The following is a 24,697-nucleotide window of genomic DNA, read 5'->3' as shown; positions in this document are numbered from 1 at the left end:
AGATCATGAACACGTTCTAAGTAGCAACTCCTTCAACCGCTGCGCCGTAGCCACCGGCTGGCGCTGGTTCAAAGCCAGCGCTATGCCGATCTGGGGCAGGTGCTGGGTGTCGGTCAGCTCGCGGAAGATGACGCCGGGTGTGGCGGCCTTGGCCACCACGGCCGGCACCAGGGCCACGCCCAGGCCGGCGCCCACCAGGCTCACCAAGGTCTGCGCCTGCACGGCATGCTGCTTGATCTGCGGCATAAAGCCGGCGTTCTGGCAGGCCAGCACCACCAAGGCATGCAGGCCCGGCACCTCACTGGGGCGGTAGTTCACAAAGGGCTGGTCGGCCAGGTCGATCAGCTGCAGGCTCTCCTTGATCTGCAGCGGGTTGCCAGCGGGCAGGGCGGCAATCAGGCGGTCGGGTTCGACGGGCGTGATGGACAGCTCGGTGGCCTGGGTCACCGGGTAGCGCAGCAGGCCGGCATCAAAATCGCCGCTGGCGACCTGGGCGCAAATCTCGCGCGTGGTCGATTCGGTCAGCACCAGGTCAATGGCAGGGTAGGCCGCGCGAAAGGCCTGTACCAGCTGTGGAATCAGCGAGAACGTGGCCGAGCCGATAAAGCCGATGTGCAGACGCCCCAGCTCGCCACTGGCGGTGGCCTGCGACACGGCCTGTACTTGGCGCGCATGGTAGAGCGCGAGCTTGGCGCTCTCCAAAGCAGCCCGGCCCGCGCCCGACAGCACGGTGCCGCGCCGGTCGCGCTCGAACAGCTGCACGCCCAGGTCGTCTTCCAGCTTGCGGATCGACTGCGACAGCGGCGGCTGGGACATATGCAGCTGCTCGGCCGCCTGGCGGTAGTTCAGGGTTTGCGCCAGGGTGACAAAGTGGCGCAGTTGGCGCAAGTCCATTGATATCTCCTGTGTATCAGTACCTGTCAATTGCGACATAGACACAGCTGTGAAACATATCAAATAATGCCATTCATCGCTATCACCACAAAGACGGAGACAAGCCTTGAGTGCATTGACAGGCCTGCGGGTGCTGGACCTTTCCAGCGTGATTTTCGGGCCGCTGGCCAGCCAGGTGCTGGCCGATTACGGCGCCGAGGTGATCAAGATCGAGCCGCCTGGAGGCGACTCCACGCGCTACACCGGGCCGGCGGCTGAGGCCGGCATGTCGGCGCTGTTCATGGGCTCCAACCGCAGCAAGAAAAGCGTGGTGCTGGACCTGAAGGCGCCCGAGGCCCAGGAGGCGCTGCATGCGCTGCTCAAGACCACCGACGTCTTCATGCACAGCATGCGGCCGCAAAAACTGGCCAAGCTGGGGCTGGATCCTGTGCGCCTGCGCAGCCAGTACCCGCGCCTGGTTTATGTGGGTCTGCATGGCTTTGGTGAGGATGGCCCTTATGCCGGTCTGCCCGCTTATGACGATGTGATCCAGGGCATGAGCGGCCTGGCCGACCTGATGGAGCGCCAGACCGGTGAGGCCCGCTACCTGCCCACCATTGCAGCTGACAAGACCTGTGGCCTGGTGGCAGCGCATGCGGTGATGGCCGCCTTGTTCCAGCGCGAACGCACGGGCGAGGGCAGCTTTGTCGAGGTGCCGATGTACGAGACCATGGTGGGCTTCAACCTGGTCGAGCATTTCTACGGCATGCATTTTGAGCCCGCGCTCAGCGGCGCTGGCTACCCGCGTGTGATGGCGCCCTGGCGCAAGCCCTACAAGACCTTGGACGGCCATGTCTGCATGATGCCCTACACCGATGGCCACTGGCGCCGCTTCTTTGCCGCCGTGGGCCAGCCGGAATTGGCGCAGGACGAGCGCTTTGCCACCCAGGCCCAGCGCACCCGCCATATCGCGACGCTGTTGGAGACCATGAGCAGCTATGTCGCGCAAAAAGACACCGCCTACTGGTTGCAGACCTGCGAGGCGCTGGAGATACCCGCCGCCCCCGTCGCGCGCATGGACGACCTGCCGCGTGACCCGCACCTGCAGGCCACCGGCTTTTTTGTCGAAAAGCAGGACCCCGCCATGGGCACGGTGCGCTTCCCGCGCTCATCGGTGCGCATCGATGGTGCGCAGGCACCCATCGGCATGCCACCGCGCCTGGGTGAGCACACGCAGCAGCTGCTGCGCGAGGCAGGCTGGGACGATGCCCGCATTGCCGCTTTGCAGCCTTCCGTGGCTGAATGAACCGCTGAAAGACAAGACGCCATGACCGCGAACAACTGGATTTCTTCCACCGAGAACCGCGCCGCCACGCTGGCCGGCACTGCCCGCATGGGCCAGGGCTTTGTCTGGCAGGACCTGCAGGTCGGCCAGCAACTGCGCACCTTTCGCCGCACGGTGACAGAGACCGACCTGGTCAACTTCATCAACACCACCGGCATGCTCGAAGCCATCTTTATCGAGGACGGCTACGACGGCGGCGCGATCCGGGGCCGGCCGGTACCCGGTGCGCTCACCTACACCTTGATCGAAGGCTTCATTCTGCAAAGCATGATCCAGGGCACGGGCCTGGCCATGCTGGAGCTGCACCAGAAGATTCTGGGCCCGGTGGTGGTGGGCGACACGATCGAGGCGCTGGTGGAAGTGACCGATATCAAGCCGACCAGCAAAGGTGGCCGGGCGGTGGTGACCTCGCGCATCGAGGTCTACAACCAGCGCCAGGAGCAGGTGATGGTCTACACCGCCGTGCGCCTGCTGGCCGGGCGCTAGCGCGGCATTGCGGTAGGTGGCCACCACGGCCTGCGTCAGATGAGAGAACCAATACAGGAGACAAAGATGCAATATGGTTTTGTACGTCGTTCGGCCCTGCTCGCGTTGGCGCTGGTGGCTGTGTGTGGAGCTGCCCAGGCGCAGGATCCCTGGCCCAGCAAGCCGATCACTCTGGTCGTACCGTTCCCGCCTGGCGGGCCCACCGACATGGTGGCGCGCGTGCTGGCCCAGCAAGTGAGCCAGCAGCTGGGGCAGACGGTGATCGTCGACAACCGGCCCGGCGCCAACGGCAATATCGGCAATGCACTGGTGGCCAAGGCCGCCGCCGATGGCTATACGGTGCTCTACAACACCTCGTCGATTGCGCTCAGCCCCTCGCTGTACAAAAAGCTCAGCTACGACGTGGCCAAGGACCTGCGCCCGGTCGCATTGACGGCCGTGGTGCCGCTGGGCCTGGTGGTCAACCCCAAGGTGCCTGCCAACACGGTGCAAGAGTTGGTGAAGTATGCGCAGGACAACAAGGGCAAGCTCTCTTACGGCTCGGCCGGCAATGGCAATGTCACCCACCTAGCCGCCTTTCAGGTGGTGCAGCACTTTGGCATCGATGCCAGCCATGTGCCTTACAAGGGCAGCGCCCCGGCCGATGTGGACCTGGTGGCAGGCCAGATCGAGTTCATGACTGACACCATCAACTCGGTGGCGCCCTTCATCAGGGACGGCAAGCTCAAGCTGCTGGCGGTGAGCACCGCCCAGCGCATTCCGAATTTTCCCAACGCACCCACCCTGGCTGAAAGCGGCATGACCGGCTTTGAGGCCGGTGCCTGGCAGGGCGTGATGGTGCCCGCCAAGACGCCCGATGCCGTGGTGCAGCGCCTCAACGCCGAGCTGATGAAGGCCTTGAAGGACCCCGGCGTTTTGGAGAAGCTGCGCGTGCAAGGCACCGAGCCGCTGGGCTCAACCCCGCAGGCCTATGGCGACTACATCCAGAGCGAGATCAAGCGCTGGGCCGGCGTGGTCAAGAGCACGGGCGTGTCCCTGGATTGAACGAAAGCGAAGACGATGACGATTCTCAACGGACTGGCCCTGACGCGCATCCCGCCCGAAGGCGAGGCGCTGCGCGCCGAGGTGCGTGCCTTTTTGCAAGAAGCGGTCAAAGACATGCCCGCCCATATCCGCGCCAAATCCTGGAGCGGCTACGACCCGGCCTTCAGCCGCAAGCTCGGCGAGAAGGGCTGGCTGGGCATGACCTTCCCCAAGGCCTATGGCGGCCACGCGCAGGGCGCTTTTGCCCGCTATGTGGTGGTCGAGGAACTGCTGAATTTTGGCGCGCCGGTGGGCTCGCACTGGATTGCCGAGCGCCAGAGCGCGCCGCTCATCCTGAAGTACGGCACCGAGGCGCAAAAGCAGCGCTATGTGCCGCCGGTGGCGCAGGGCGAGAGCTTTTTCTGCATTGGCATGAGCGAGCCCAATGCCGGCTCTGACCTGGCCAGCGTGCGCACGCGCGCCGTGCCCAACGATGCCGGCTGGCTGCTCAATGGCCAGAAGATCTGGACCACCAACGCCCAGCACTGCCAGTACATGATTGCGCTAGTGCGCACCTCGGGCGAGGCGGCTGACCGCCAGAAGGGCCTGTCGCAGCTGATCGTGGACCTGAGCCTGCCGGGCGTCACCGTTCGGCCCATCGAGGACATGTCGGGCGACCGCCATTTCTGCGAGGTGTTTTTTGACAATGTGCAACTGGCCCCCGATGCGCTGGTGGGCGCCGAAGGGCAGGGCTGGGAGCAAGTTACCGCCGAGCTGGCTTTTGAGCGCAGCGGCCCCGAGCGCCTGTTCTCGTCGGTGGTGCTGTTGGACCAGTGGCTGGCCTTTTTGCGCAGTCAGACGGCGCCGCGCGCCGAATCGCTGAAGCTGGCTGGTCAGATCCTGACGCGCCTGGCACCGCTGCGCGCGCTGTCGGTGGCGGTGCAAGAGAAGCTGGTGCAAGGCCAAAGCCCCATCGTCGAGGCCGCCTTGGTCAAGGACCAGGGCACGGTGCTGGAGCAGTACATTCCGGCCGCGATTGCCGATGACCTGATGGCGCTGGATGGCGAGGCCGTGCCTCACGAACTGCTGCTGACCCTGAACTACCTCACACTCGTCTCGCCCTGCTACACGCTGCGCGGCGGCACGCGCAGCATTTTGCGCGGCATGATCGCACGCGGCCTGGGCCTGCGTTGAGCGCAAGGAGAAGAACATGGACCATTTGATTACCGAGGCCCTGCGCGATCTGCTGACCGGCCAATGCACGCCCGCCGTGGTGCGCGCGATCGAGAGCGAAGCGGCAGCAAGCGCTGGCGCATCGCCCGCCGCTGCCGCCCTGTGGCAGCAGATTGAAGACAGCGGCTTTGCCGATCTGCTGCTGCCCGAGGCCGCTGGCGGCGCTGGCCTGGCCTTGCGCGATGCCTTTGGCGTCTGGGATGTGCTGGGCCAGCATGCGATGCCGCTGCCACTGGCAGACACCATGCTGGCGCGGGCCTGGCTGTCGGCCGCGGGCGTGGCAGTGCCGCAGGGCGCCATTGCGTTGGCGCCGCAACTGGCCGCCGCCGATGGTGGGTTGCGGGCCAGCGGTGTGCGCGGCGCCCGCGTGGCGCAATGGGTGCTGGGCCAGCAGGGCGCTGATCTGTTGCTGCTGCCGGTGGCCGCCGCGCAGGCCAGTGCCAGCATTTTTGTGCTGGATGCGGATCTGCACTGGCCTGAAGCAGCGCTGGCCTCGGCCACGCGGGTGCCGGCCGCCGCCTCCTTGCTGGTCGCGCAGGCCGGGCTGGTGTCGGCCTTGCTGGCGGGCAGCTTGCTGACGGTGTTTGAAAGCACCCTGAACTTTGCCAACGAGCGCCAGCAGTTTGACCGCCCGATTGGCAAGTTCCAGGCGATCCAGCATGAGCTGGCGGTGATGGCCGAGCATGTGAGCGCGGCACGCATGGCCGCGCAGATCGCCTGCGAGGCCGATGGCGTGGTGGCGGACCCGCTGAAGGTGGCGGTTGGCAAGGCGCGCAGCAGCGAGGCCGCTGTTGAGGTGGCGTCGCTCGCGCACTCCATCCACGGCGCGATCGGCTTTACCACCGAGTTTGACCTGCAGCTCTACACCCGCCGCCTGCACCTGTGGCGCCAGACGGCCGGCAGCGAAGCCTATTGGCAGCTGCAGGCGGGCCGAGCATTGTTGGCGGCCGATGGCCTGGCGCTTGATGTGATCCGCCAGATCACCGACAGCAGCGCGCCCGTAGCCTGATTTGGCACCTGATTGACCGCAGCCCGCGCCGTTTTTCGGCTATGGTGGCGGTTGTTTTCAGAAGAACAAGGAGTCAAATCTTATGTCGGTCTACACCGAAGATGTGCAAAGCGAAGTGCGTGGCCAGCTGGGCTTTATCACGCTCAACCGACCCAAGGCGCTGAACGCGCTGTCGCTGGCCATGGTGCGCGAGCTGCGCGATGTGCTGCTGCGCTGGCAGCAGGACGAGAAGGTGCTGGCCGTAGCAATCCGGGGCAGCAACAAGGAGGGCGTGTTTGGCGCCTTCTGCGCGGGCGGCGATATCCGCTTTCTGCATGCCGCCGGCATGGCCGGCAACCCCGAGCTGGAGGATTTCTTCACCGAGGAATATGCGCTCAACCACCTGATCCATCATTTCGGCAAGCCCTATATCGCCTTCATGGATGGCATCGTGATGGGTGGCGGCATGGGCATCAGCCAGGGTGGCAGCCTGCGCATCGTCACCGAGCGTACCAAGATGGCCATGCCCGAGACCGCCATTGGCCTGTTCCCCGATGTGGGCGGCGGCTACTTTCTGTCGCGCTGCCCCGGCCATGTGGGCGAGTACCTGGGCCTGAGCGGTCAGATGATTGGCGCGGCCGATGCAGTGGCCTACCAGCTGGCCGATGGCTACCTGCCCAGCGCGCAGCAGCAGGCGCTGTGGGACGGCCTGGCCACTGGCAGCTTTGCCAACGGCGATGCGGTGCAGGCCTTTGCCAAGGCTGCCTTGGCGCCCGCACCCGAGCGCGCAGCCAACCCCGATGCGGAGATTGCGCAGTACTTTGGCCTGGCCGATGTGCCGGCCATCATCGCCGCACTGGAGGCCGGCAGCAGCAACTTTGCCCGCGCCACCGCTGAGACCCTGCGCAAGCGCTCGCCGCTGATGCTGTTTGTGGTGCTGGAACAGATCCGCCGTGCGCGTGGCATAAGCCTGGCCCACGACCTGCGCATGGAACGCGACATGGTGCGCCACTGCTTTTACCTGCGCCCCGATCGCAAGAGCGAAACCTTGGAAGGCATCCGCGCGCTGGCGGTGGACAAGGACCACCACCCGCAGTGGAACCCCGCCCGCATTGAGGACGTAAACCTGCAGGAAGTGGCGCAGATGTTTGCCAGCCCCTGGCCGGTAGAGGCGCATCCGCTGCTGGCGCTGGATTGAGCCGATCCGGTCAGCCAACAAGATAAGGGCCTGCGTGAATACGTAGGCCCTTGCCGTCTGTCAAAGGGCCTTGGGAGTGGCTGTGCTATACCTCGGCATGTGATCCTCAGGTATCCATGAAAGGCAAGACCATGACGCATGCAGACTCCCAGGCTTCCTCGATCCGTGTGGAGGCCAATATCGGCGAAGGCTTTTGGCGCAAGGGCCCCCAAGACAGCCTGCCACCACCGGACATGATGGGCGCCTATATGCGCAACCGGCCGGTGCTGGGCGCGCCGGTAGCAGGGCGCAAGGCCTGGATCATCGGCAGCGGCATTGCCGGCCTGGCGGCTGCCTTCTACATGATCCGCGACGGCGGCATGGCCGGCGAAGACATCACCATTCTGGATACCTTGGATGTGACCGGCGGCTCGCTCGACGGCGCGGGCAATGCCGAGCAGGGCTACATCGTGCGCGGCGGTCGCGAGATGAACTGGAACTACGACAACTTCTGGGACCTGTTCCAGGACGTGCCGGCGCTGGAGCTGCCCGAGGGCTACAGCGTGCTCGACGAGTACCGCTTCGTCAACGACAACGACCCCAACTGGTCCAAGGCCCGGCTGATGCACCAGCAGGGCAAGATCCGCGATTTCTCCACCCTGGGCCTGACCAAGGCGCACCAGTGGGAGATCGTCAAGCTGCTGCTCAAGCGCAAGGAAGAGCTGGACGACATCAGCATTGAGTCCTATTTCACCGCCAGTTTTCTGGAGACCAATTTTTGGTACCTGTGGCGCTCGATGTTCGCGTTTGAGAACTGGCAAAGCCTGCTGGAGATGAAGCTCTACATGCACCGCTTTCTGGACGCCATCGATGGCCTGACCGACATGTCGGCGCTGGTGTTTCCTAAGTACAACCAGTACGACAGCTTTGTCGTGCCCCTGACGCGCATGCTCAAGGACAAGGGCGTGAAGGTGCAGTTCAACACCCGCGCTTATGACCTGGACATGCGCGAGGAAGCGGGCAGCCGCACGGTCACTGCGATCCGCTGCAAATCGGCCGGGCAGGAAGTACAGATTGATGTCGGCCCCAACGACGTAGTGTTTGCGCTGACCGGCTCGATGACCGAGGGCACCGCCTATGGCGACCTGGACACGGCGCCGGTGCTGGCGCGTGGCAATGAGGAGCCGGGCGATGACAGCGACTGGACCCTGTGGAAGCGCCTGGCGGCCAAGTCGCCAGTGTTTGGCCGGCCCGAGAAGTTCTATGGCGATGTGAAGGGCTCGATGTGGGAGTCGGCCACCTTGACCTGCAAACCCTCGCCGCTGATCGACAAGCTCAAGGAGCTGTCGGTCAACGATCCCTACTCGGGCAAGACGGTGACTGGCGGCATCATCACCTTCACCGATTCGAACTGGGTGATGAGCTTTACCTGCAACCGCCAGCCGCATTTCCCCGACCAGCCCGGCGATGTGCTGGTGCTCTGGGTCTATGCGCTGCTGATGGACAAAAAGGGCAACATTGTGGCCAAGACCATGCCCGAATGCACGGGCCGCGAGATTCTGGCCGAGCTGTGCTACCACCTGGGCATTGCCGACCAGATCGATGCCGTGGCGGCCAACACCAAGGTGCGCCTGGCCTTGATGCCCTACATCACGGCCCAGTTCATGCCCCGCGCTGCCGGCGATAGGCCCCATGTGGTGCCCGAGGGCTGCACCAACCTGGCCTTGGTCGGCCAGTTTGTCGAGACCAGCAATGACATCATCTTCACGATGGAAAGCTCGGTGCGCACTGCGCGCATCGGCGTCTACAGCTTGCTGGGCCTGCCCAAGCAGGTGCCCGACATCAGCCCCACGCAGTACGACATCCGCAACATCATCAAGGGCGCGCGGGCACTGAACGGCAACCAGCCCTTTGTCGGCGAGCGTCTGCTGCACCGGGTACTGGGCAAGACCTATTTCGCGCACATCCTGCCGCCGCTGCCCGAGAACGACGAGACCCTGCGCGAGCGCGCGGAGTCGGAGCTGGCACAGCTGCTGGGCAAGGGCGGCCAAGCGTTCGGCAAGCTGTCGGCCTGGCTGGAGCGCTACAGCAGCAATCTGCGCGACAAGTCCAAATAAGCGCCACGCTGGGTGGTGCGCCCCAATGCAAAGAGGTGGCCGCAGGGCCACCTCTTGTTGTTTGCGCTAAAGCGGAAGGACGCTAGCCGATCAAGGCTTGGCCAGCTTCCACACACCGCCGCCCATGCCGTCGCCACGCTTGTCGCCTGCTTGGCTGTCTTTCGCAAAGTAGTATAGCGGCCAGCCCTTGTAGGCCCATTGCTGGGTGTTGTCGGTGCGGGTGATGATGCTGAAGTCGCCAATCGGTTTGGCACCGGCGGCTACGCCCAGCGGTGGCCAGTTGGTGGCGCATTGCTGGTAGCAGGTGGAGGCACCGCTGCCTGCGGTGTCCTTGGTGAAGGTGTAGAGCGTACGGCCATCGGGGCCGACGAGCACGCCATCGGCAGAGCGCACCGGGGTGCTGGCGTCCGCTTCCTTCTGGCCCTTGTGGTGCATGGAGCCACAGGCAGTCAAAAGAACGGCGGACAGAGGAATGGCCAGTACAGCAAGCTTGGAGAACATAGACAGCACCCTGGTTGGTTGTAGGTGCTGACCAATATAGTCCGCGCTGCTGGGGGGCCGTGTCAGACGGACGCCCTATATCGCAGGCCTCAGCGCTCGGCCTCGGCGCTGGCGGCGGCCAGTTTCAGCATGCGGTCAAAGGTGGCGACCAGGGTTTCGCGGCGGTCCCGGCGGTAGTCCTCATCCGGGTCCAGCTCGTCGATGCTGCCGTCCCATTCGCGCAAATAGCTTTGCTTCCACTGCTGCAGCTCTTGCAGATCAGGCCAGCGCGGCGCCATGCCGTTTTCTGCCATTACGCACAGCAGCTCGATACGGCAGGGGACGATATCGCCGTCCCACTCATCGGCCTGCATGCTGTCGGGCGATGCCATCGCTTCCTGGATCTCTGCAATCAGCTGGCCGGTGGTGTCGCCGAGCCAGTCCAGTGCTGCGTCGTTGTCAAAATTGCCGTGTGACCAAGTTCCCATGCGGACCTCGCTACTAGAGGGGGAGAGCAAAAAAACAGGGCCAGCAGCGATGGTGGCCCCATGGCAGTTACGCGGAGATTGTCGCTGATCAGCGGTTGTGCACCTTCATCGCACGCTCGACCTCGCGCTTGCCTTCGCGGTCCTTGATCACGTCGCGCTTGTCGTGCTCTGCCTTGCCCTTGGCCAGCGCGATATCGCATTTGGCCAGGCCGTTTTTCCAGTGCAAGTTGATGGGAACCAGGGTGTAGCCCTTTTGCTCGACCTTGCCGATCAGGCGCTTGATCTCGTCCTTCTTCATCAAGAGCTTCTTGATGCGTGCGGCATCGGGGCTCACATGGGTGGATGCGGTCTTGAGCGGGTTGATCTGGCAGCCCATCAGAAAGAGCTCGCCGTTCTTGACCAGCACATAGCCATCGGTCAGCTGGGCCTTGCCTTCGCGCAGCGCCTTGACTTCCCAGCCATGCAGCACCATGCCCGCTTCGAAGCGTTCCTCAAAGAAATAGTTGAATGCAGCCTTCTTGTTATCGGCTATGCGGCTGTTGGTGTTGTTCGTCTTCGACATAATTGCAATATTAGGGGCAAAACGGCTTTCCCAAGTCCATAGGGCTGCTGGAGGCCGCGCTTTTTGTTCTGGTCTATGATTTTATGAATGTTTCGGGCGGCAGCCGGTTTGCTGCTGCGGCCCGCTCTCCTGTCTGCATGAAAACTGTCAACAAGTCCGTCCTGATCTGGTACAGCCCCCAGGAGATGTTCGATCTCGTGGCCGATGTGCCGCGCTACCCAGATTTTCTGCCCTGGTGTGACCACGCCCGCGTGCTCGAACAGCACGACGACGGCGTGACCGCCGAGGTAGGCATTGCGCTGGCCGGCATCAAAAAATCCTTTGTCACCCGCAACACCTATGAGCCGGGCAAGCGCCTGCAGATGGCCCTGGTCAAAGGCCCGTTCTCGCAACTGCAGGGCGATTGGCGCTTTGAGCCGGTGGGTGACGGCAGCCAGCGCGCCTGCAAGGTATCGCTGAGCCTGAGCTACGGCTTTGACAGCATGGCGCTGGCCGCCGTGGTCGGCCCCATTTTTGACAAGATCGCCGCGACGATGATGGATGCCTTCATCCAACGGGCCGAGAAGATCTATGGCTGATACCGCAGCGGGCACGGCGCTGATGCAGATCGAGGTGGTCTGGGCCCGGAACGGCCAGCCGCAGACCGTGCAACTGCAGCTGCCAGCCGGTGCCAACCTGGCCCAGGCCCTGGCAGCGGCTGGCCATCAGAGCGGCCAGGTGTTTGCCGATGCGCAGGATGCCGGCATCTGGGGCCGGGTGCGGCCGCGCAGCCAGCTGCTGGCCGATGGGGACCGGGTGGAGCTGTACGAAGCTCTCAAGGTCGACCCCAAGAAGGCCCGCCGCGAGCGCTTTGCCAAGCAGGGCGCGCGCGGCACCGGCCTGTTTGCTAGGCGCAAGCCGCAGTCCAAGGCCGGTTACGGCGCCTGATTGCAAGCATCGCACCATGAAAAAAGCCAAGCATCTGCTTGGCTTTTTGGCGAGTAGGGGGCTGATCAGCAGTTGTTGAAGATCACGTCATCGGTGCGCTTGATCTCGGCGGCACGCTGCTCGTCGTTCTGGAACACCATCTCGCCCTTTTCATTGGGTACACGCACTGCCTTGCCGGTGTCGTACATGGCCTTGGCCTGCTGGGCACGTTTGCAGTTGTCCGCCTTGGCGGCTGCCTGCTTGGCTTTTTCCGCGGCTTCGGCATCGGCCTTGGCTTTGGCGTCGGCTGCCTTCTTGGCTTCCAGTTCTTTGTCTTTGCCGCTAGGGGCCTTGGCAGCCGGGGCGCCGCTGGCGGGTGCTGCGGCAGCAGCGGGGGCCGGCGCTACTGCGCCATCGCTGGCCTCGCCATCCTGCGGGGCGGGCGCCACATCGCGCAGTGCAGGGCCGGTGCCCGAGGACTGCACGCCCTTGAGTGCGCCATAACCCTTGGGGCGCTTGACGATGTTTTTCTCTGGCACGTCCAGCCCTGGTGGTCGATCGCTGAAGACCTTGCGGCCATCTTTGTCGATCCATTGCCACTGGGCCATGGCGGGAGCGCCAATGCCAATGGCTACCGTGAGCAGGAGCAGCTTGATGAGTTTCATAGAAGGCGAGTGTAGCCTGCCGATTGTCAGTGGCCGATGAAGTTGTTGGTTAGAGATAACAACCTGGAGTTGAGGGGATGTCATAGGCATGCCCTGCAAGCTGCTTACAAAAGACGGTAGAATCCTTTTTTTGGAGCCTTCACAATGCGCCTGATCGGAAAAGCGCTCACCTTCGACGATGTGTTGCTGGTGCCCGCATACTCCCAAGTCCTGCCCAAGGACGTCTCTCTCGCCACCCAATTTTCCCGCAATATCCGCCTGAACCTGCCGCTGGTGTCTGCCGCCATGGACACGGTGACGGAAGCCAGACTGGCGATTGCCATCGCCCAAGAGGGCGGTATTGGTGTGATCCACAAGAACATGACCGCCGAGCAGCAAGCTGCCGAGGTCTCCAAGGTCAAGCGCCATGAATCGGGCGTGGTGCACGACCCGGTGGTGATCACGCCTGAGCACACTGTGCTGCAGATCATGCAGCTGTCCGACGAGCGAGGCATCTCCGGCTTCCCCGTCTGCGACGGCGGCAAGGTGGTCGGTATCGTGACCAGCCGCGATCTGCGCTTCGAGACCCGCTACGACGTCAAGGCGCGCGACATCATGACGCCGCGCGACAAGCTGGTGACCGTCAACGAAAAAGACGACACCACGCCCGCCGCTGCCAAGGCTTTGCTCAACAAGCACAAGCTTGAGCGCATTCTGGTGGTGAACGATGCCTTTGAACTCAAGGGCCTGATCACCGTCAAGGACATTACCAAGCAAACCACCTTCCCCAATGCCGCACGTGACCGTGCTGGCCGTCTGCGCGTCGCTGCAGCAGTGGGCGTGGGCGCTGGTACCGAAGAGCGCGTGGACCTGCTGGTCAAGGCCGGTGTGGACGCCCTGGTGGTGGACACCGCCCACGGCCACAGCCGTGGCGTGATCGAGCGCGTGCGCTGGGTCAAGCAAAACTACCCCCAGGTCGATGTGATCGGCGGAAACATTGCCACCGGCGCAGCAGCGCTGGCGCTGGTTGAAGCGGGCGCTGATGCGGTCAAGGTCGGTATCGGCCCTGGCTCCATCTGCACCACCCGTATCGTGGCCGGTGTGGGCGTGCCCCAGATCATGGCTGTCGACAGCGTGGCCCAGGCCTTGCAAGGCACGGGCGTGCCCTTGATCGCTGACGGCGGTATCCGCTTCTCGGGCGATATCTCCAAGGCACTGGCCGCTGGCGCATCCACCATCATGATGGGCGGCATGTTTGCGGGTACCGAAGAGGCCCCTGGCGAAGTGATCCTCTACCAAGGCCGCTCGTACAAGAGCTACCGTGGCATGGGTTCGATCGGCGCGATGCAGCAAGGCTCGGCCGACCGCTACTTCCAGGAATCGAGCACCGGCAACCCCAATGCCGACAAGCTGGTGCCCGAGGGCATTGAAGGCCGCGTGCCTTACAAGGGCTCGATGGTTGCCATCGTCTACCAAATGGCAGGCGGCGTGCGCGCATCCATGGGCTACTGCGGTTGCGCATCGATTGCCGAGATGAACGAGAAGGCCGAGTTTGTGGAAATCACCGCAGCAGGCATCCGTGAGTCGCACGTGCATGATGTGCAGATCACCAAGGAAGCGCCAAACTACCGCGCTGACTGATGGTCCTGAGAATGGCTGCCGCTGGCAGCCATTTTTTGAACGCCTTCCAAGGAATGCCGATGAAGCTTGCCGAAGCCTTGTTGCTCCGCGCCGACCACAAGAAAAAGCTGCTCTCCTTGCGTGAACGCATTGCGCGCAATGCCATCGTGCAAGAGGGCGAGCAGCCCAAGGAGCGGGTAGAAGACCTACTGGCCGAGGCCACCTCGGCCTTGCTGGCGCAGCAGCAGCTGGTGCGCGCCATCAACACCGCCAATGAGACGGCCCGCTTGGCCGATGGCCGTCTGCTGGCCGACATCCTGGCCGAGCGCGATACCCTGGTCGCCCAGCATTCGCTGCTGGTCGCCACCATCGCCGCCACGCACAAGGATGTGGACCGCTACAGCCAGCGCGAGATCAAATGGCTGCCGCAGATCAATGTAGCCAGCTTGCAAAAGCAGGCCGATGACCTGTCGCGCCGCATCCGCGAGACCAATGTGGTGCTGCAATCGGCCAATTGGCAGGTCGATGTGGCGGCATAGCCGTTCACCAACGCAACAAGGAATCAGCATCTAGTTTTTTGGAGCGCCACGGGCGAGTGCAAAGACCCCGGCCGGGAGCCAGGGGGTTGAAAACATACTGGGTCCCTCTGGATGCGCGGAGGGCAGCGCAAACGTGCTCAATACACGGCTTACCCATCAGCCCGGAACCACGCACCCTGCACCTTTGACAGCGTATACCTCACTACCTTGCACTGACGCGGCGCTCCTCCCTCTTGTGACAACAACCCTTGCTGCGCCACAAAAGGCCACAGCCAAAACCCCTTCAATTCTGGTCTGTTGGCATAAAACTGGTCTGAATGATAGAATCTGGTCTGAATTGATGTTCAGGCCAGATTTTTTTTGTCAGCTACTTCCATGCACAGCGTCGGTATCTACGAAGCCAAAACCCGTTTTTCTGCTCTGGTCGAATTGGTCGAGCAGGGCGAGGAAGTGCGCATCACGCGCCACGGCAAGGAAGTGGTGCGCATGCTGCCGATGCGGCGCAAGCCGGTGATCACCGACGAACAGATTGCCCGTGAGCTGGCGCAGATTGAGGCCTTGCAGGCCAGCATCGCGCCGCCGCCCGAGGCGGATTCGGTCCCCCAGCTGCGCCGCAGCGGCAGGAGCGCTGTATGAGCGCCGCTTTCAGCGCCTTTGTGCTCGATGCCTCGGTCACCGCAGCCTGGCTGCTGCCCGAAGCGGCGAGCAGCCATACCCAGCGCCTCTATGCCCGCATTCGCCGCCATGAGGTGGACCCACAAGCGCCCAACCTCTGGTTCTGGGAATGCAGCAACCTGGTCGCTACCGGTGCCAACAGCGGCCGTATCCCGCTGAGCAGTGTTGAAGGCCTCTGGGGCGTGCTCGATGCCATACGCCACCGGGTAGAGCTGCATGAGCTGGCACCCGCCCAGCACAAGGCCGTGCTGGATGTGGCCCTGGCCACTGGTCTGCCGGTCTACGATGCCGCCTATCTGTGGCTGGCGCAGTCGCTGCGCTTGCCGCTGGCCAGTTTTGATGCGGCGCAAGTGGCAGCAGCGCGCCAATGCGGAATCACCGTGCTGGCCGCCGACGATTTTTGACCCATCCACCCCGTTTTTTCTCCATCCAAACCCAACGATCCTGCTATGCAACACGACAAGATCCTCATCCTTGACTTTGGCTCCCAAGTCACCCAACTGATCGCCCGCCGCGTGCGCGAAGCCCATGTCTACTGCGAAGTGCATCCCTGCGATGTGAGCAGCGACTGGGTGCGCGAGTTTGCCGCAGACGGCAAGCTCAAGGGCGTGATCCTGTCCGGCAGCCATGCCAGCGTCTACGAAGTGGACGACCGCGCACCGGATGCCGTGTTCGAGCTGGGCATTCCCGTGCTGGGCATCTGCTACGGCATGCAGACCATGGCCACCCAGCTGGGCGGCAAGGTCGAAGGCTCCAACAGCCGCGAGTTTGGCTACGCCGAAGTGCGCGCCCATGGCCATACCGAACTGCTCAAGGGCATTGAAGACTTCGTCACCCCCGAAGGCCACGGCATGCTCAAGGTCTGGATGAGCCACGGCGACAAGGTCACCGAGCTGCCACCAGGCTTCAAGGTCATGGCATCGACGCCATCCTGCCCCATCGCCGGCATGGCCGATGAAGCCCGCCGCTACTACGCGGTGCAGTTCCACCCCGAGGTGACGCACACCGTGCAAGGCCAGGCCTTGCTCAACCGCTTTGTGCTCGACATCTGCGCCACCCAGGCCGACTGGATCATGGGCGACTACATCGAAGAAGCCGTGGCCAAGATCCGCGAGCAAGTCGGTGATGAAGAGGTGATTCTGGGCCTGTCCGGCGGTGTTGATTCTTCCGTCGCTGCCGCGCTGATCCACCGCGCCATTGGCGACCAGCTGACCTGCGTGTTTGTGGACCACGGCCTGCTGCGCCTCAACGAAGGCGACATGGTCATGGAGATGTTCGAAGGCAAGCTCCACGCCAAGGTCATCCGCGTCGATGCCTCCGACCTGTTCCTCGGCAAGCTCGCTGGCGTGAGCGAGCCAGAAGCCAAGCGCAAGATCATCGGCGGCCTGTTTGTCGACGTGTTCAAGGCCGAGGCTGCCAAGCTGAAGGCGGGCGACGGCGGCCACAAGGGCGCCACCTTCCTGGCCCAGGGCACCATCTACCCCGACGTGATCGAGTCCGGCGGCGCCAAGAGCAAGAAGGCCGTCACCATCAAGAGCCACCACAACGTGGGCGGCCTGCCAGAGCAACTGGGCCTGAAGCTGCTCGAACCGCTGCGCGACCTGTTCAAGGACGAAGTGCGCGAGTTGGGCGTGGCCCTCGGCTTGCCCCGTGGCATGGTCTACCGCCATCCGTTCCCCGGCCCAGGCCTGGGTGTGCGTATCCTGGGTGAAGTGAAAAAGGAATACGCCGACCTGCTGCGCCGCGCCGACGCCATCTTCATCGAAGAGCTGAACAACTGGGTGGACGACGCCACCGGCAAGACCTGGTACGACCTGACCAGCCAGGCCTTCACCGTCTTCCTGCCCGTCAAGAGCGTGGGCGTGATGGGCGACGGCCGCACCTACGACTACGTCGTGGCGCTGCGCGCCGTGCAGACCAGCGACTTCATGACGGCCGACTGGGCTGAACTGCCTTATGGCCTGCTCAAGCGGGTGTCGAACCGGATCATCAATGAAGTGCGCGGGATCAATCGCGTTACTTATGATGTGTCGAGCAAGCCGCCTGCGACGATTGAGTGGGAGTGAGCTGGCTGTAGAAAGTAGCCAGAACTAGCTTGAAGGCATTCCATGCTGAGCCCGCTGTATAGCGGGCTTTTTTGCGCCCTTCAGGCATCTATGTCTGTCATTTGCAGCTGAGTGCAAGGCCAGTAGCCTGGGGATCTGCGGGCGCATTCTCAGCCAGATTAATGCTGGCGGCGGCGCGTCCAACCAAAGAGCGCAAGCAGGGAAGAAAGAGCAACGGTAGCCCAGATGCCGAGGGTTGGCACCGGTGTGGGAGCTGCAGTTGCTTGCACCGCTGAGATTTCTATCGTGAACGACTTGGTATCGCTGAGCGAGGTGGGGCTACTGGCATCCGTTGCGGAAATTTCCACCGTGAATGTGCCGCTCTGTGTAGGTTTGCCAGATAAGACGCCGGTTACCGGGTCAAGAAGAAGTCCAGCAGGAAGATTGTTTGCGCTCCAAGTCAACGGAGCTAGTCCGCCAGTTGCTTCTACCGTAAATGGTAAATAGTCTTTGCCCTGCATTCCTGCTGGCAGATTTGCAGTGGCGATAGAAACCGGCGGAACCACCTGGGCTGCAGTGCCAGCAGTTAAATCATCAAAGCCAAAGATATCCGTTGCATTACTGTTATTAAAAACAACAGAGACAAATGGATTGTCCATATCTATGAGGCCATAATAAAACACTGAGCCATCTGCGGCGGGATTGCTGTGAGGGACGGCAACTGTACTGGATGTGCCATCTGAATAGGTGATGCTCAGCTGTCCGCCGAAATCGGATATGTCTGTTGCATAGAATCCAAAAGCGGTCTGTGGCAATGAGAAGCTAATGGTGAAGTTAGTGCTGGTTTCTATAAAGTTGGAGCCGGACGTAGGAAATCTGCCAGCTCCTAAAAGGTTGGTGACGGTTGCTGATCCAGAAAGAGTTGCGGTTCCGGATGCGCCCATGTTCACAGAAAAGGGCGCCGGCGTGCCTGCACTGATTGCATCAAAATTCTCAGTATTTGCGCCATTCAGTCGCGCAATAAATGCATCCCGCGCGGCATCGGATTGGGGTCTGGGTGCGCTGGCAGATCCATTAACAGCATCCTCTCCGAAAAATGTCTCTACGGCAGCATTGGCCAAGCCTGCTGATGCCAGCCCTGCCGAAAGAATACCGATCCTGAGAGTATGAAGAACGCGCATTGTCTAGCCTCTTATATGAAAAATAACATTTGATATAAGAGTTCTTTTACGTGCAATCCCCAAAATTAGTGATTTTCACAGTGAAAGGTTGGTGGGCAAATATTCCATGAAGATGACTTTGGTTCACTAGATCCATAAAACATGTGTCACCGAGCGTCAATGTGCAGAGCCGAGGTGCAGCTTAAGGATGGGCTTGAACCAGCGTCGCTAACCACTCCCTCGGCGACACCCCCACCTTCCCCGCAAACGCCCGCGACAAGGCCGACGGATTCGCATACCCCAGTTCCTCCGCCAGTACCTTGATCGAGCGCCCGTCGCGCAGCCCGTTCTGGGCCAGCGCCACACGCCAGCCCGTCAAATAATCGGCGGGCGTTTGCCCCACCAGATCGCGGAAGGCATTGGCAAAGGCGGTGCGCGACATGCCCGCTTGCTCGGCCATGCGCTCCAGGGTCCAGGCGTCGCCCGGGGCATCGTGCATGGCGACCAGGGCGCGGGCCAGTCTTGCATCGGACATGCCATTGATCAGGCCTGGGCGGATGCCTGCGTCCTGCGGATGGTCCAGCAGCCAGCGCAGCAGCTGGATCACGACGACTTCAAACAAGCGATCGACCAGCAGGCGCTGGCCGCAGCGCACCTGGTCGGTTTCGGACAGCAGCAGTTGCAAGGCCATGTCCATGCCCGGCACCTGGGCCAGCGGCAAGGCGACCAGGGGCGGCAGTGAGCGGGCAAGAGGGTTGATCGCGCCGCCTTCAAACACCAGGCGCGCGCAGCTGAAGTCGGCACCTTCCTCTGGTGGGTTGTGGAAGCGGTGCGTGAACGGGGCGGGGTAGAGCAGCACGGTGGGCTCTTCAAAGCGCAACGACTGCGGCACATCGCGGGCGCCAGGGTGGCTCACTTCCAGCTCGCCACGGCGCAGCACATGCAGGTAGCCAAAGCCCTCGCCGGCATCAAAGTGGGTCAGGCCGCAGAGCGCGCCGGAGTGGTGCAGCTGCGCCTTGACACGAAAGCGTTCCAGGATGCCCGAGAGGCGGTCGATAGAGGCTGGGGGCTGCATGATGTACGAATTGGTTCTATTTGTGAACTAATTAGTCCAAATTATACATTCCGGGCGCGCATACTGACCCTGCGTTTCAACCACTTCAGGAGTCTTTTATGTCCCGCGTATCTACCAACAACATCCCCGCCGCCAGCCAAGCCGTGATGGCCCAGATCCAGAGCGCCTTTGGTGCCACGCCCAATATGTTCAAGGCCGTTGCCAACTCCCCCGCCGCGCTGCAAAGCATGTGGGCCGCCTTTGGCGCGCTGGGCAAGGGCAGCATTGGCGCCAAGCTGGGCGAGCAACTGGCCGTGGCCATTGCCAACTACAACCGCTGCGAATACTGCCTGGCCGCCCACACGGTGCTGGGCCAAAAGGCCGGTGCCAGCCAGGCCGACATGTCGGCCGCCCAGGTTGGCCAATCGGACGACCCGAAGACCGCTGCCGCCCTGGACTTTGCACTGAAGGTCGTGGCGCAGCGCGCACAGATCAGCGATGCCGACGTAGCTGCCCTGCGTGCTGCCGGTTTTGGCGATGAGCAAGTCGTTGAGATCATTGCGCATGTGGCCTTGAATCTGTTCACCAACTACATCAATGTCGCGCTGGATGTGCCGGTGGACTTCCCCAAGGTTGCGCTGAAGTAAGACCTCTTACAGCCCCAGCCCTGTGTGGCCCATGCCGCAGGGCTGGTCTCGTTGAACGAATGCTTTCCGGCGGAGGCCACTATGCAGCACGACATGGATGCCAGCGAATGGCTGAACACCCCCGAGCCCTTGCGTCTGTCTGCCTTGCGCGGGCGGGTCGTGGTCGTCAGCGCTTTCCAGATGCTGTGCCGGGGTTGCGCCGAACACAGCTTGCCCCAAGCCGCCAAGCTGCACCAGGCGTTTGCGCGAGAGGACCTCGTCGTCATTGGCCTGCACAGCGTGTTTGAGCACCATGCGGTGATGACGCCCGATGCGCTGCGTGCCTTTGTGCATGAGTACCGGCTGGGATTTCCGATTGCGATTGACCGGCCGCAAAGCCATTCGGCCCTCCCAGCCACCATGCAGGCATGGGGACTGCGCGGCACGCCGAGCCTGATGCTGTTTGGCCGTGATGGCGTGCTGGCATACGAGCATTTTGGGCATCTGGACGACTTGCGCCTGGGTATGGTGCTGGGCGAGCTGCTGGCGCACAGCGCTCCAAAAGCCACTGCCGTGGCGGCTGCAGCAGCTGACAGCCCGGCCCCCGTCTGCCGCATCAACTGATATTTTGAGAAAGGGCCCGTCCCATGAAAATCGCTGTGTTTGATACCTATGTGCAGCGGCCCGATGGCCGCCGCATGCATTTCGACATCCTCGTGCGCGACCAGAGTCCGGACAAGGACATCGATGTGGTGCTGGCCCATGGCCGCCGCTACCTCGCTGCCAAGCAGCTACCGGCTGCCTCTTTGAGCGCGCAGGAATGCCGGTTTTGCCATGTCGAATCCGCACCGCCGTCGGTGGAGGAGGAGATTGCGCGCATCGGCTTTGCGATTATCGAATTGCAGAACTGTGATTGATGTCTGGGCGGCTGCGATGCTGCCCGCTCGACCTAGGACTGCATGCAATGCGGTGCCAAGGGGTGTAAAGAGGCGAAGGTTTTAGACCTTCGCCTTTTCTTTGGGTTTGACTTTAGTGGGATGCTGCGTAGGCGGCAGCCAGCTTGTCCAAAAAGCCAAACAGCTGCTGGTTCATGGCTGCATAGCCATTGGCCCGCAACGCTGCGGGCTGCTGCACAAAGCGGTGTGCGGTCAAGGTCGCCAGCTCTGGTGCAGATGCCTCGATCAGCAATTCGATGACCTCCGGTGTGAATTCCATATGGCACTGAAAGCCATAGGCGAGCGCGCCGTATTCAATGATCTGGCGCGGGCAGCCCTCGCTGCTGGCCAGCACTTGGGCCGTGGGGGTCAGGCCCGGCATATCGCTGTGCCAGTGGCCCACCTCCAGGCTTGCGCCAAAGTGCGCGAGCTTGTCGTTGGCCAAGCCTGCGGCCGTCAAGCGGATGGGGAAGTTGCCGATTTCCTTATGCGGGCTGTGTTCGCAGGCAGCACCCAGCGCCTCGCCCATCAGCTGCGCGCCCAGGCACACGCCGACGACGGCCTTGCCTGCGCTGATGCACTGGCGGATCAGCGCGCACTCGGCGGCGGCATCAAAGTGCGGGCATTCTTCGAGAGTGGTGGATGGGGACTGCGGACCGCCCAGCACCACCAGCAGGTCCATGCCATCGGCCGATGTGGGTAGTGGCTCCTGCGCATAGACACGCGAATAGCTGGCGCTGTGGCCGCGCTCGCGCACCCAGGTTTCATAGGCGCCGGGCGCTTCAAAGGCTTCGTGGACAAGAAAGTGGACTTGCATGGCGGTTCTCGGTGTTTACTGAGGGATGGAACAGGAGGGAGATCATCGCTCTAGTGAAGGTTTGCGGAAGTTTCCGACAAATAACAGGATTGTTTATGACGTGCTAAAGTTTGTCATAGGACAAGTGTACGCTGATGCAGAAATGTTTGCAGCGCCCCATCCACCCGCTCAGCAGGCCATTCCATGAACACACAGACTCTCTCCGACACCTCCACCCGGCATGACCAGCACGGCCGCTGGCCGCAGGCCGAATCTGTCGATGATTTTCGGCACAACCTGGCCGTTGTCCAGTCCCGCATTGCGGCGGCTTGCCAGCGGGTGGGGCGCGATCCAGCCACGGTGCGCCTGCTGCCCGTCAGCAAGACCAAGCCTGAAGCCAGTCTGCGCCTGGCCTATGCCGCAGGCTGCCGCATGCTGGGCGAGAACAAGCCCCAAGAGGCCTATGGCAAATGGGAGCTGATGCAGGATCTGCCCGATTTGCAATGGTCCGTGATCGGCCATCTGCAGACCAACAAGGCCAAGCTGGTGGCGCGCTTTGCGACCGAGTTCCAGGCGCTGGACAGCCTGCGCGTGGCCGAGGCCTTGGAGCGGCGGTTACAGGCGGAGGGGCGTGGCCTGGACGTGTTTGTGCAGGTCAATACCTCGGGCGAAGCCAGCAAATACGGCCTGGCGCCGGACGAGGTCGCCGCCTTTGTGCGTGCGCTGCCCACCTTCTCTGCACTGCGTGTGCGCGGGCTGACGACCTTGGCGCTGTTTTCTGCCGAGGCCGAGCGGGTGCGCCAGTGCTTTGTGCGCCTGCACGGCTTGCGTGACCAGCTGCGGCAGCAGGCGCCGTCCGGGGTCAGCCTCGATGAGCTCTCGATGGGTATGTCCGGCGACTACGAGATTGCGATCGAAGAGGGCGCCACCGTGGTGCGCGTCGGGCAGGCGATTTTTGGGGCGCGGGCGACGCCGGACAGCCACTACTGGCCGGTGGCTGGTGACAGGGCGGCCGGATGATGTGGTGTCGGTCTGGTCAGCCGCATTTCGGAGGGGGTGGGAGAAAACTGGTAGTAAATGTTGAATTACCTAGTTTCAGGGATAGACAGTTTCATACACAAGGTAACAAAATGAACGATTGTTCACCTTTTGATTGCTTGCCATGCTGCCCTTGTCTTCTGCGCTGCCGTCTCGTACCAAGCCTATGGGGGCGTTTTTTGTGCCATTAGCCTTGTCTATGGCACTGGCTACATCGGCGGTCAATGCTCAGAGTGTCGATACAACGACGACTTGGGACGGGAGTTCTTCCGTATCGTCCTTTGGCTTGCCCAATACGGCCACCTACGGTCAAACCATCATGGCGCCTGCTTTTCCCGCAAAGTTGCAGGCCTTCGAGATACGTATAAATCCACAGGGAGTGGCCTTTCCCTTTAAATTTTATGTTTATGAATGGGACCCAGTCGCTCAGCAGGCAACGGGACCACAAATGTACGCTAGCGCAGTGCAGACGACTGAAGCTGTGTCGGTCTTTCAGACCTATGCCGTTTCTGACTTGAATGTCACGCTGGTGCCCGGCAAGCCGTACGTGTTGTTTGCCAGTGTGTCTGAGACGCCAGGACCTGTTGCTTCCTCCTGGTGGGGAAGCGTTGACGGTGGCAGCTATGCGGATGGTCAATTTGTATTCGTGAACAACTTCGGGAATCCTTCGGCGTGGACCAGCGAGCAGTGGACGACTAACTGGAACGGTGGCATAGATCTGGCTTTCAAAGCGGGGATTGTTTATGTTGGTGCGCCTGCCGCTCCTATGCTATCCCTGGCTTCTACAGGTGACAGCCGTGCCAGTTTCGGACTCAGCCTGTCGGACTCCGGTGCTGCTCCCCTGCAGCAGTACAACCTGAGTTGCTCGCCGCAAGGCGATGGAGCGGTGGTAACGGGCAGTGGCTCCACCAGCACGCTCACCTTGATTGGCCTGGTGAACGGTACCACCTACGATTGCACTGCAACGGCCACCAATGGCGATGGATTGACCGGCCCCGCATCGAATATCGTTGCCGTTACCCCGCGTGCCGCTCCAGCGGCTCCAACGCCAGTTCCAACGCTTGGTGAGTGGGGAACCATGCTGCTGTCCACTCTTATAGCTGCCTTGGGCATCCTGGGTATGTCTCGCGCCAGTCGCCGCCGCCGTTAAGGTCGCAGCCGCCTGGCCCTGCTTCGCTGCAGAGTGCGTTGGGGCGAAGGTGCCCAGCAAATCAATGCTCCACCTGTCTAAATTCCTCATCTCGCCTTTGATTATAGATATCGAATGAGGAAAATACTGGCCGGCCTGGGTTCGGCCTGGGTTCGGCCTGGGTGAGCATGCGTCTGCGACGTGCACCGTCACCTTTTGTGCCGTAGGCGCGGATGTGGTGGCAACAGGGCGAGGAAGCATCAACACCAACGTTATGGAGGTGTCGCGCATGGGTATACCGTGCGGACCCACTGGAAATGGTGCTGCAAACCCAGGCGGCCTGATTTTTATGGGACAGGGACCTGCGGGTGGGTTTGTAGTCGACGCAATCTCCAACCCCATGCCTTTCGGCAGCGAAGTAACCACATTCGCAGACAGCGGATCAGGAGATCCGGTTTTTATGCCGTTGGAGACTCTGTTGCTGTCTGCGAACTATGTATCGGGTGCTCCGCTGAGCAGCTCCAATACCTATAGCGAGCAAAGTTTTGCCTCTCTGGGGCTGGCCAGAGGAACCTACACGTACAACCTGAGCTCTGGTGACAAGCTGGTGCCGCAGGTAGGGGCGGTCGCTGCGCCCACCCCGGTCCCGGGCTTGGGCGCCTGGTGAACTGCACCCCAAAAGTTGGACACCAGTCCAACCTTTGGGGTGTTTTTCATGACGAAATACGATGAGAGCTTCAAGCTCAAGATGGTCCAGA

27 protein-coding genes are annotated in these 24,697 nt (G+C 62.2%); 19 read left to right on the top strand and 8 right to left on the bottom strand.

The features are described from left to right. Positions 1 to 3 precede the first annotated feature (3 nt). Positions 4 to 894, bottom strand: a complete 891-nt coding sequence (locus EDF71_RS22630) for a LysR family transcriptional regulator (RefSeq protein ID WP_133858791.1) — start codon at positions 892 to 894, stop codon at positions 4 to 6. 106 nt (positions 895 to 1,000) lie between these two features. On the opposite strand from EDF71_RS22630, the gene EDF71_RS22625 reads away from it, so the two are divergent. The 7 genes from EDF71_RS22625 to EDF71_RS22595 all read left to right on the top strand — a co-directional run bounded on the left by EDF71_RS22625 (position 1,001) and on the right by EDF71_RS22595 (position 9,242). Next, positions 1,001 to 2,179 carry a CoA transferase gene (locus tag EDF71_RS22625; RefSeq protein ID WP_133858790.1) on the top strand — a complete coding sequence of 393 codons (1,179 nt, stop codon included), beginning with the start codon at positions 1,001 to 1,003 and terminating at the stop codon, positions 2,177 to 2,179. Positions 2,180 to 2,200: 21 nt separating this feature from the next. Then, a complete protein-coding gene (locus EDF71_RS22620; protein WP_133858789.1) occupies positions 2,201 to 2,704 on the top strand; it encodes a MaoC family dehydratase in 504 nt (167 codons plus the stop codon). Between the two features lie 66 nt (positions 2,705 to 2,770). Continuing rightward, the gene (locus EDF71_RS22615) at positions 2,771 to 3,748 is read left to right on the top strand and encodes a tripartite tricarboxylate transporter substrate binding protein (protein WP_133858788.1); all 978 of its coding nucleotides are present in this window, start codon (positions 2,771 to 2,773) and stop codon (positions 3,746 to 3,748) included. A gap of 15 nt (positions 3,749 to 3,763) precedes the next feature. Further along, positions 3,764 to 4,921, top strand: coding sequence for an acyl-CoA dehydrogenase family protein (locus EDF71_RS22610; protein WP_133858787.1), 1,158 nt, complete (start codon positions 3,764 to 3,766; stop codon positions 4,919 to 4,921). A 16-nt stretch (positions 4,922 to 4,937) separates the two neighbouring features. Then, positions 4,938 to 5,969: an acyl-CoA dehydrogenase gene (locus EDF71_RS22605; protein ID WP_133858786.1), complete on the top strand. Its 1,032-nt coding sequence runs from the start codon at positions 4,938 to 4,940 to the stop codon at positions 5,967 to 5,969. Positions 5,970 to 6,051: 82 nt separating this feature from the next. Beyond that, positions 6,052 to 7,146: an enoyl-CoA hydratase/isomerase family protein gene (locus EDF71_RS22600; protein WP_133858785.1), complete on the top strand. Its 1,095-nt coding sequence runs from the start codon at positions 6,052 to 6,054 to the stop codon at positions 7,144 to 7,146. Between the two features lie 131 nt (positions 7,147 to 7,277). Continuing rightward, positions 7,278 to 9,242 (top strand): oleate hydratase, encoded by a 1,965-nt coding sequence (locus tag EDF71_RS22595; RefSeq protein ID WP_133858784.1) that lies wholly within the window; start codon positions 7,278 to 7,280, stop codon positions 9,240 to 9,242. A 90-nt stretch (positions 9,243 to 9,332) separates the two neighbouring features. Here the strand turns inward: EDF71_RS22595 and EDF71_RS22590 are convergent, their stop codons facing one another. The 3 genes from EDF71_RS22590 to smpB all read right to left on the bottom strand — a co-directional run bounded on the left by EDF71_RS22590 (position 9,333) and on the right by smpB (position 10,772). Further along, positions 9,333 to 9,743, bottom strand: a complete 411-nt coding sequence (locus tag EDF71_RS22590) for an ATP-binding protein (RefSeq protein WP_133858783.1) — start codon at positions 9,741 to 9,743, stop codon at positions 9,333 to 9,335. 89 nt (positions 9,744 to 9,832) lie between these two features. After that, positions 9,833 to 10,210 carry a DUF4259 domain-containing protein gene (locus EDF71_RS22585; RefSeq protein WP_133858782.1) on the bottom strand — a complete coding sequence of 126 codons (378 nt, stop codon included), beginning with the start codon at positions 10,208 to 10,210 and terminating at the stop codon, positions 9,833 to 9,835. Between the two features lie 88 nt (positions 10,211 to 10,298). After that, positions 10,299 to 10,772, bottom strand: coding sequence for an SsrA-binding protein SmpB (gene smpB, locus EDF71_RS22580; RefSeq protein WP_021027262.1), 474 nt, complete (start codon positions 10,770 to 10,772; stop codon positions 10,299 to 10,301). 137 nt (positions 10,773 to 10,909) lie between these two features. On the opposite strand from smpB, the gene EDF71_RS22575 reads away from it, so the two are divergent. Together EDF71_RS22575 and EDF71_RS22570 are read left to right on the top strand one after the other, a co-directional pair. After that, the gene (locus EDF71_RS22575) at positions 10,910 to 11,350 is read left to right on the top strand and encodes a type II toxin-antitoxin system RatA family toxin (protein ID WP_133858781.1); all 441 of its coding nucleotides are present in this window, start codon (positions 10,910 to 10,912) and stop codon (positions 11,348 to 11,350) included. Further along, a complete protein-coding gene (locus EDF71_RS22570) occupies positions 11,343 to 11,699 on the top strand; it encodes an RnfH family protein (protein ID WP_133858780.1) in 357 nt (118 codons plus the stop codon). Before EDF71_RS22575 ends, EDF71_RS22570 begins: the two co-directional genes overlap by 8 nt. A gap of 65 nt (positions 11,700 to 11,764) precedes the next feature. On the opposite strand, the gene EDF71_RS22565 is transcribed toward EDF71_RS22570, so the two are convergent. Beyond that, positions 11,765 to 12,343 (bottom strand): DUF4124 domain-containing protein, encoded by a 579-nt coding sequence (locus EDF71_RS22565; protein WP_133858779.1) that lies wholly within the window; start codon positions 12,341 to 12,343, stop codon positions 11,765 to 11,767. A 144-nt stretch (positions 12,344 to 12,487) separates the two neighbouring features. On the opposite strand from EDF71_RS22565, the gene guaB reads away from it, so the two are divergent. From guaB to guaA, 5 genes are all read left to right on the top strand, one after another. Next, positions 12,488 to 13,963: an IMP dehydrogenase gene (gene guaB / locus EDF71_RS22560; protein ID WP_133858778.1), complete on the top strand. Its 1,476-nt coding sequence runs from the start codon at positions 12,488 to 12,490 to the stop codon at positions 13,961 to 13,963. A gap of 59 nt (positions 13,964 to 14,022) precedes the next feature. After that, positions 14,023 to 14,481: a DIP1984 family protein gene (locus EDF71_RS22555; protein ID WP_133858777.1), complete on the top strand. Its 459-nt coding sequence runs from the start codon at positions 14,023 to 14,025 to the stop codon at positions 14,479 to 14,481. A 375-nt stretch (positions 14,482 to 14,856) separates the two neighbouring features. Beyond that, positions 14,857 to 15,117: a type II toxin-antitoxin system prevent-host-death family antitoxin gene (locus EDF71_RS22550; RefSeq protein WP_133858838.1), complete on the top strand. Its 261-nt coding sequence runs from the start codon at positions 14,857 to 14,859 to the stop codon at positions 15,115 to 15,117. Next, complete coding sequence (locus tag EDF71_RS22545) at positions 15,114 to 15,560, top strand: type II toxin-antitoxin system VapC family toxin (RefSeq protein ID WP_133858776.1); 447 nt, start codon at positions 15,114 to 15,116, stop codon at positions 15,558 to 15,560. Before EDF71_RS22550 ends, EDF71_RS22545 begins: the two co-directional genes overlap by 4 nt. A 45-nt stretch (positions 15,561 to 15,605) precedes the next feature. Next, the gene (gene guaA / locus EDF71_RS22540) at positions 15,606 to 17,222 is read left to right on the top strand and encodes a glutamine-hydrolyzing GMP synthase (RefSeq protein ID WP_133858775.1); all 1,617 of its coding nucleotides are present in this window, start codon (positions 15,606 to 15,608) and stop codon (positions 17,220 to 17,222) included. Positions 17,223 to 17,380: 158 nt separating this feature from the next. On the opposite strand, the gene EDF71_RS22535 is transcribed toward guaA, so the two are convergent. Then, positions 17,381 to 18,382, bottom strand: coding sequence for an IPTL-CTERM sorting domain-containing protein (locus EDF71_RS22535; protein ID WP_133858774.1), 1,002 nt, complete (start codon positions 18,380 to 18,382; stop codon positions 17,381 to 17,383). Between the two features lie 181 nt (positions 18,383 to 18,563). Then, entirely contained in the window at positions 18,564 to 19,436 is an 873-nt protein-coding gene (locus EDF71_RS22530; RefSeq protein ID WP_133858773.1) for an AraC family transcriptional regulator, read from the bottom strand. 98 nt (positions 19,437 to 19,534) lie between these two features. Between EDF71_RS22530 and EDF71_RS22525 the strand changes: the two genes are divergently transcribed. The 3 genes from EDF71_RS22525 to EDF71_RS22515 all read left to right on the top strand — a co-directional run bounded on the left by EDF71_RS22525 (position 19,535) and on the right by EDF71_RS22515 (position 20,958). Beyond that, positions 19,535 to 20,062 carry a peroxidase-related enzyme gene (locus EDF71_RS22525; RefSeq protein ID WP_133858772.1) on the top strand — a complete coding sequence of 176 codons (528 nt, stop codon included), beginning with the start codon at positions 19,535 to 19,537 and terminating at the stop codon, positions 20,060 to 20,062. An 81-nt stretch (positions 20,063 to 20,143) separates the two neighbouring features. After that, positions 20,144 to 20,665, top strand: a complete 522-nt coding sequence (locus EDF71_RS22520) for a redoxin domain-containing protein (protein WP_133858771.1) — start codon at positions 20,144 to 20,146, stop codon at positions 20,663 to 20,665. Between the two features lie 23 nt (positions 20,666 to 20,688). Continuing rightward, positions 20,689 to 20,958, top strand: coding sequence for a DUF2024 family protein (locus EDF71_RS22515; protein ID WP_133858770.1), 270 nt, complete (start codon positions 20,689 to 20,691; stop codon positions 20,956 to 20,958). Positions 20,959 to 21,070: 112 nt separating this feature from the next. Here the strand turns inward: EDF71_RS22515 and EDF71_RS22510 are convergent, their stop codons facing one another. Then, complete coding sequence (locus EDF71_RS22510; protein ID WP_133858769.1) at positions 21,071 to 21,793, bottom strand: type 1 glutamine amidotransferase; 723 nt, start codon at positions 21,791 to 21,793, stop codon at positions 21,071 to 21,073. A gap of 183 nt (positions 21,794 to 21,976) precedes the next feature. Here EDF71_RS22510 and EDF71_RS22505 point away from each other — a divergent pair, with 183 nt between their 5' ends. Beyond that, positions 21,977 to 22,792 carry a YggS family pyridoxal phosphate-dependent enzyme gene (locus tag EDF71_RS22505; protein WP_133858768.1) on the top strand — a complete coding sequence of 272 codons (816 nt, stop codon included), beginning with the start codon at positions 21,977 to 21,979 and terminating at the stop codon, positions 22,790 to 22,792. A gap of 142 nt (positions 22,793 to 22,934) precedes the next feature. Beyond that, a complete protein-coding gene (locus EDF71_RS22500; protein ID WP_133858837.1) occupies positions 22,935 to 23,960 on the top strand; it encodes an IPTL-CTERM sorting domain-containing protein in 1,026 nt (341 codons plus the stop codon). Positions 23,961 to 24,697: the final 737 nt, after the last annotated feature.

It is taken from the genome of Comamonas sp. JUb58 (assembly GCF_004364775.1).
Lineage (GTDB): Bacteria > Pseudomonadota > Gammaproteobacteria > Burkholderiales > Burkholderiaceae_C > Comamonas.
This window is presented reverse-complemented; position numbering and strand designations above follow the sequence as displayed.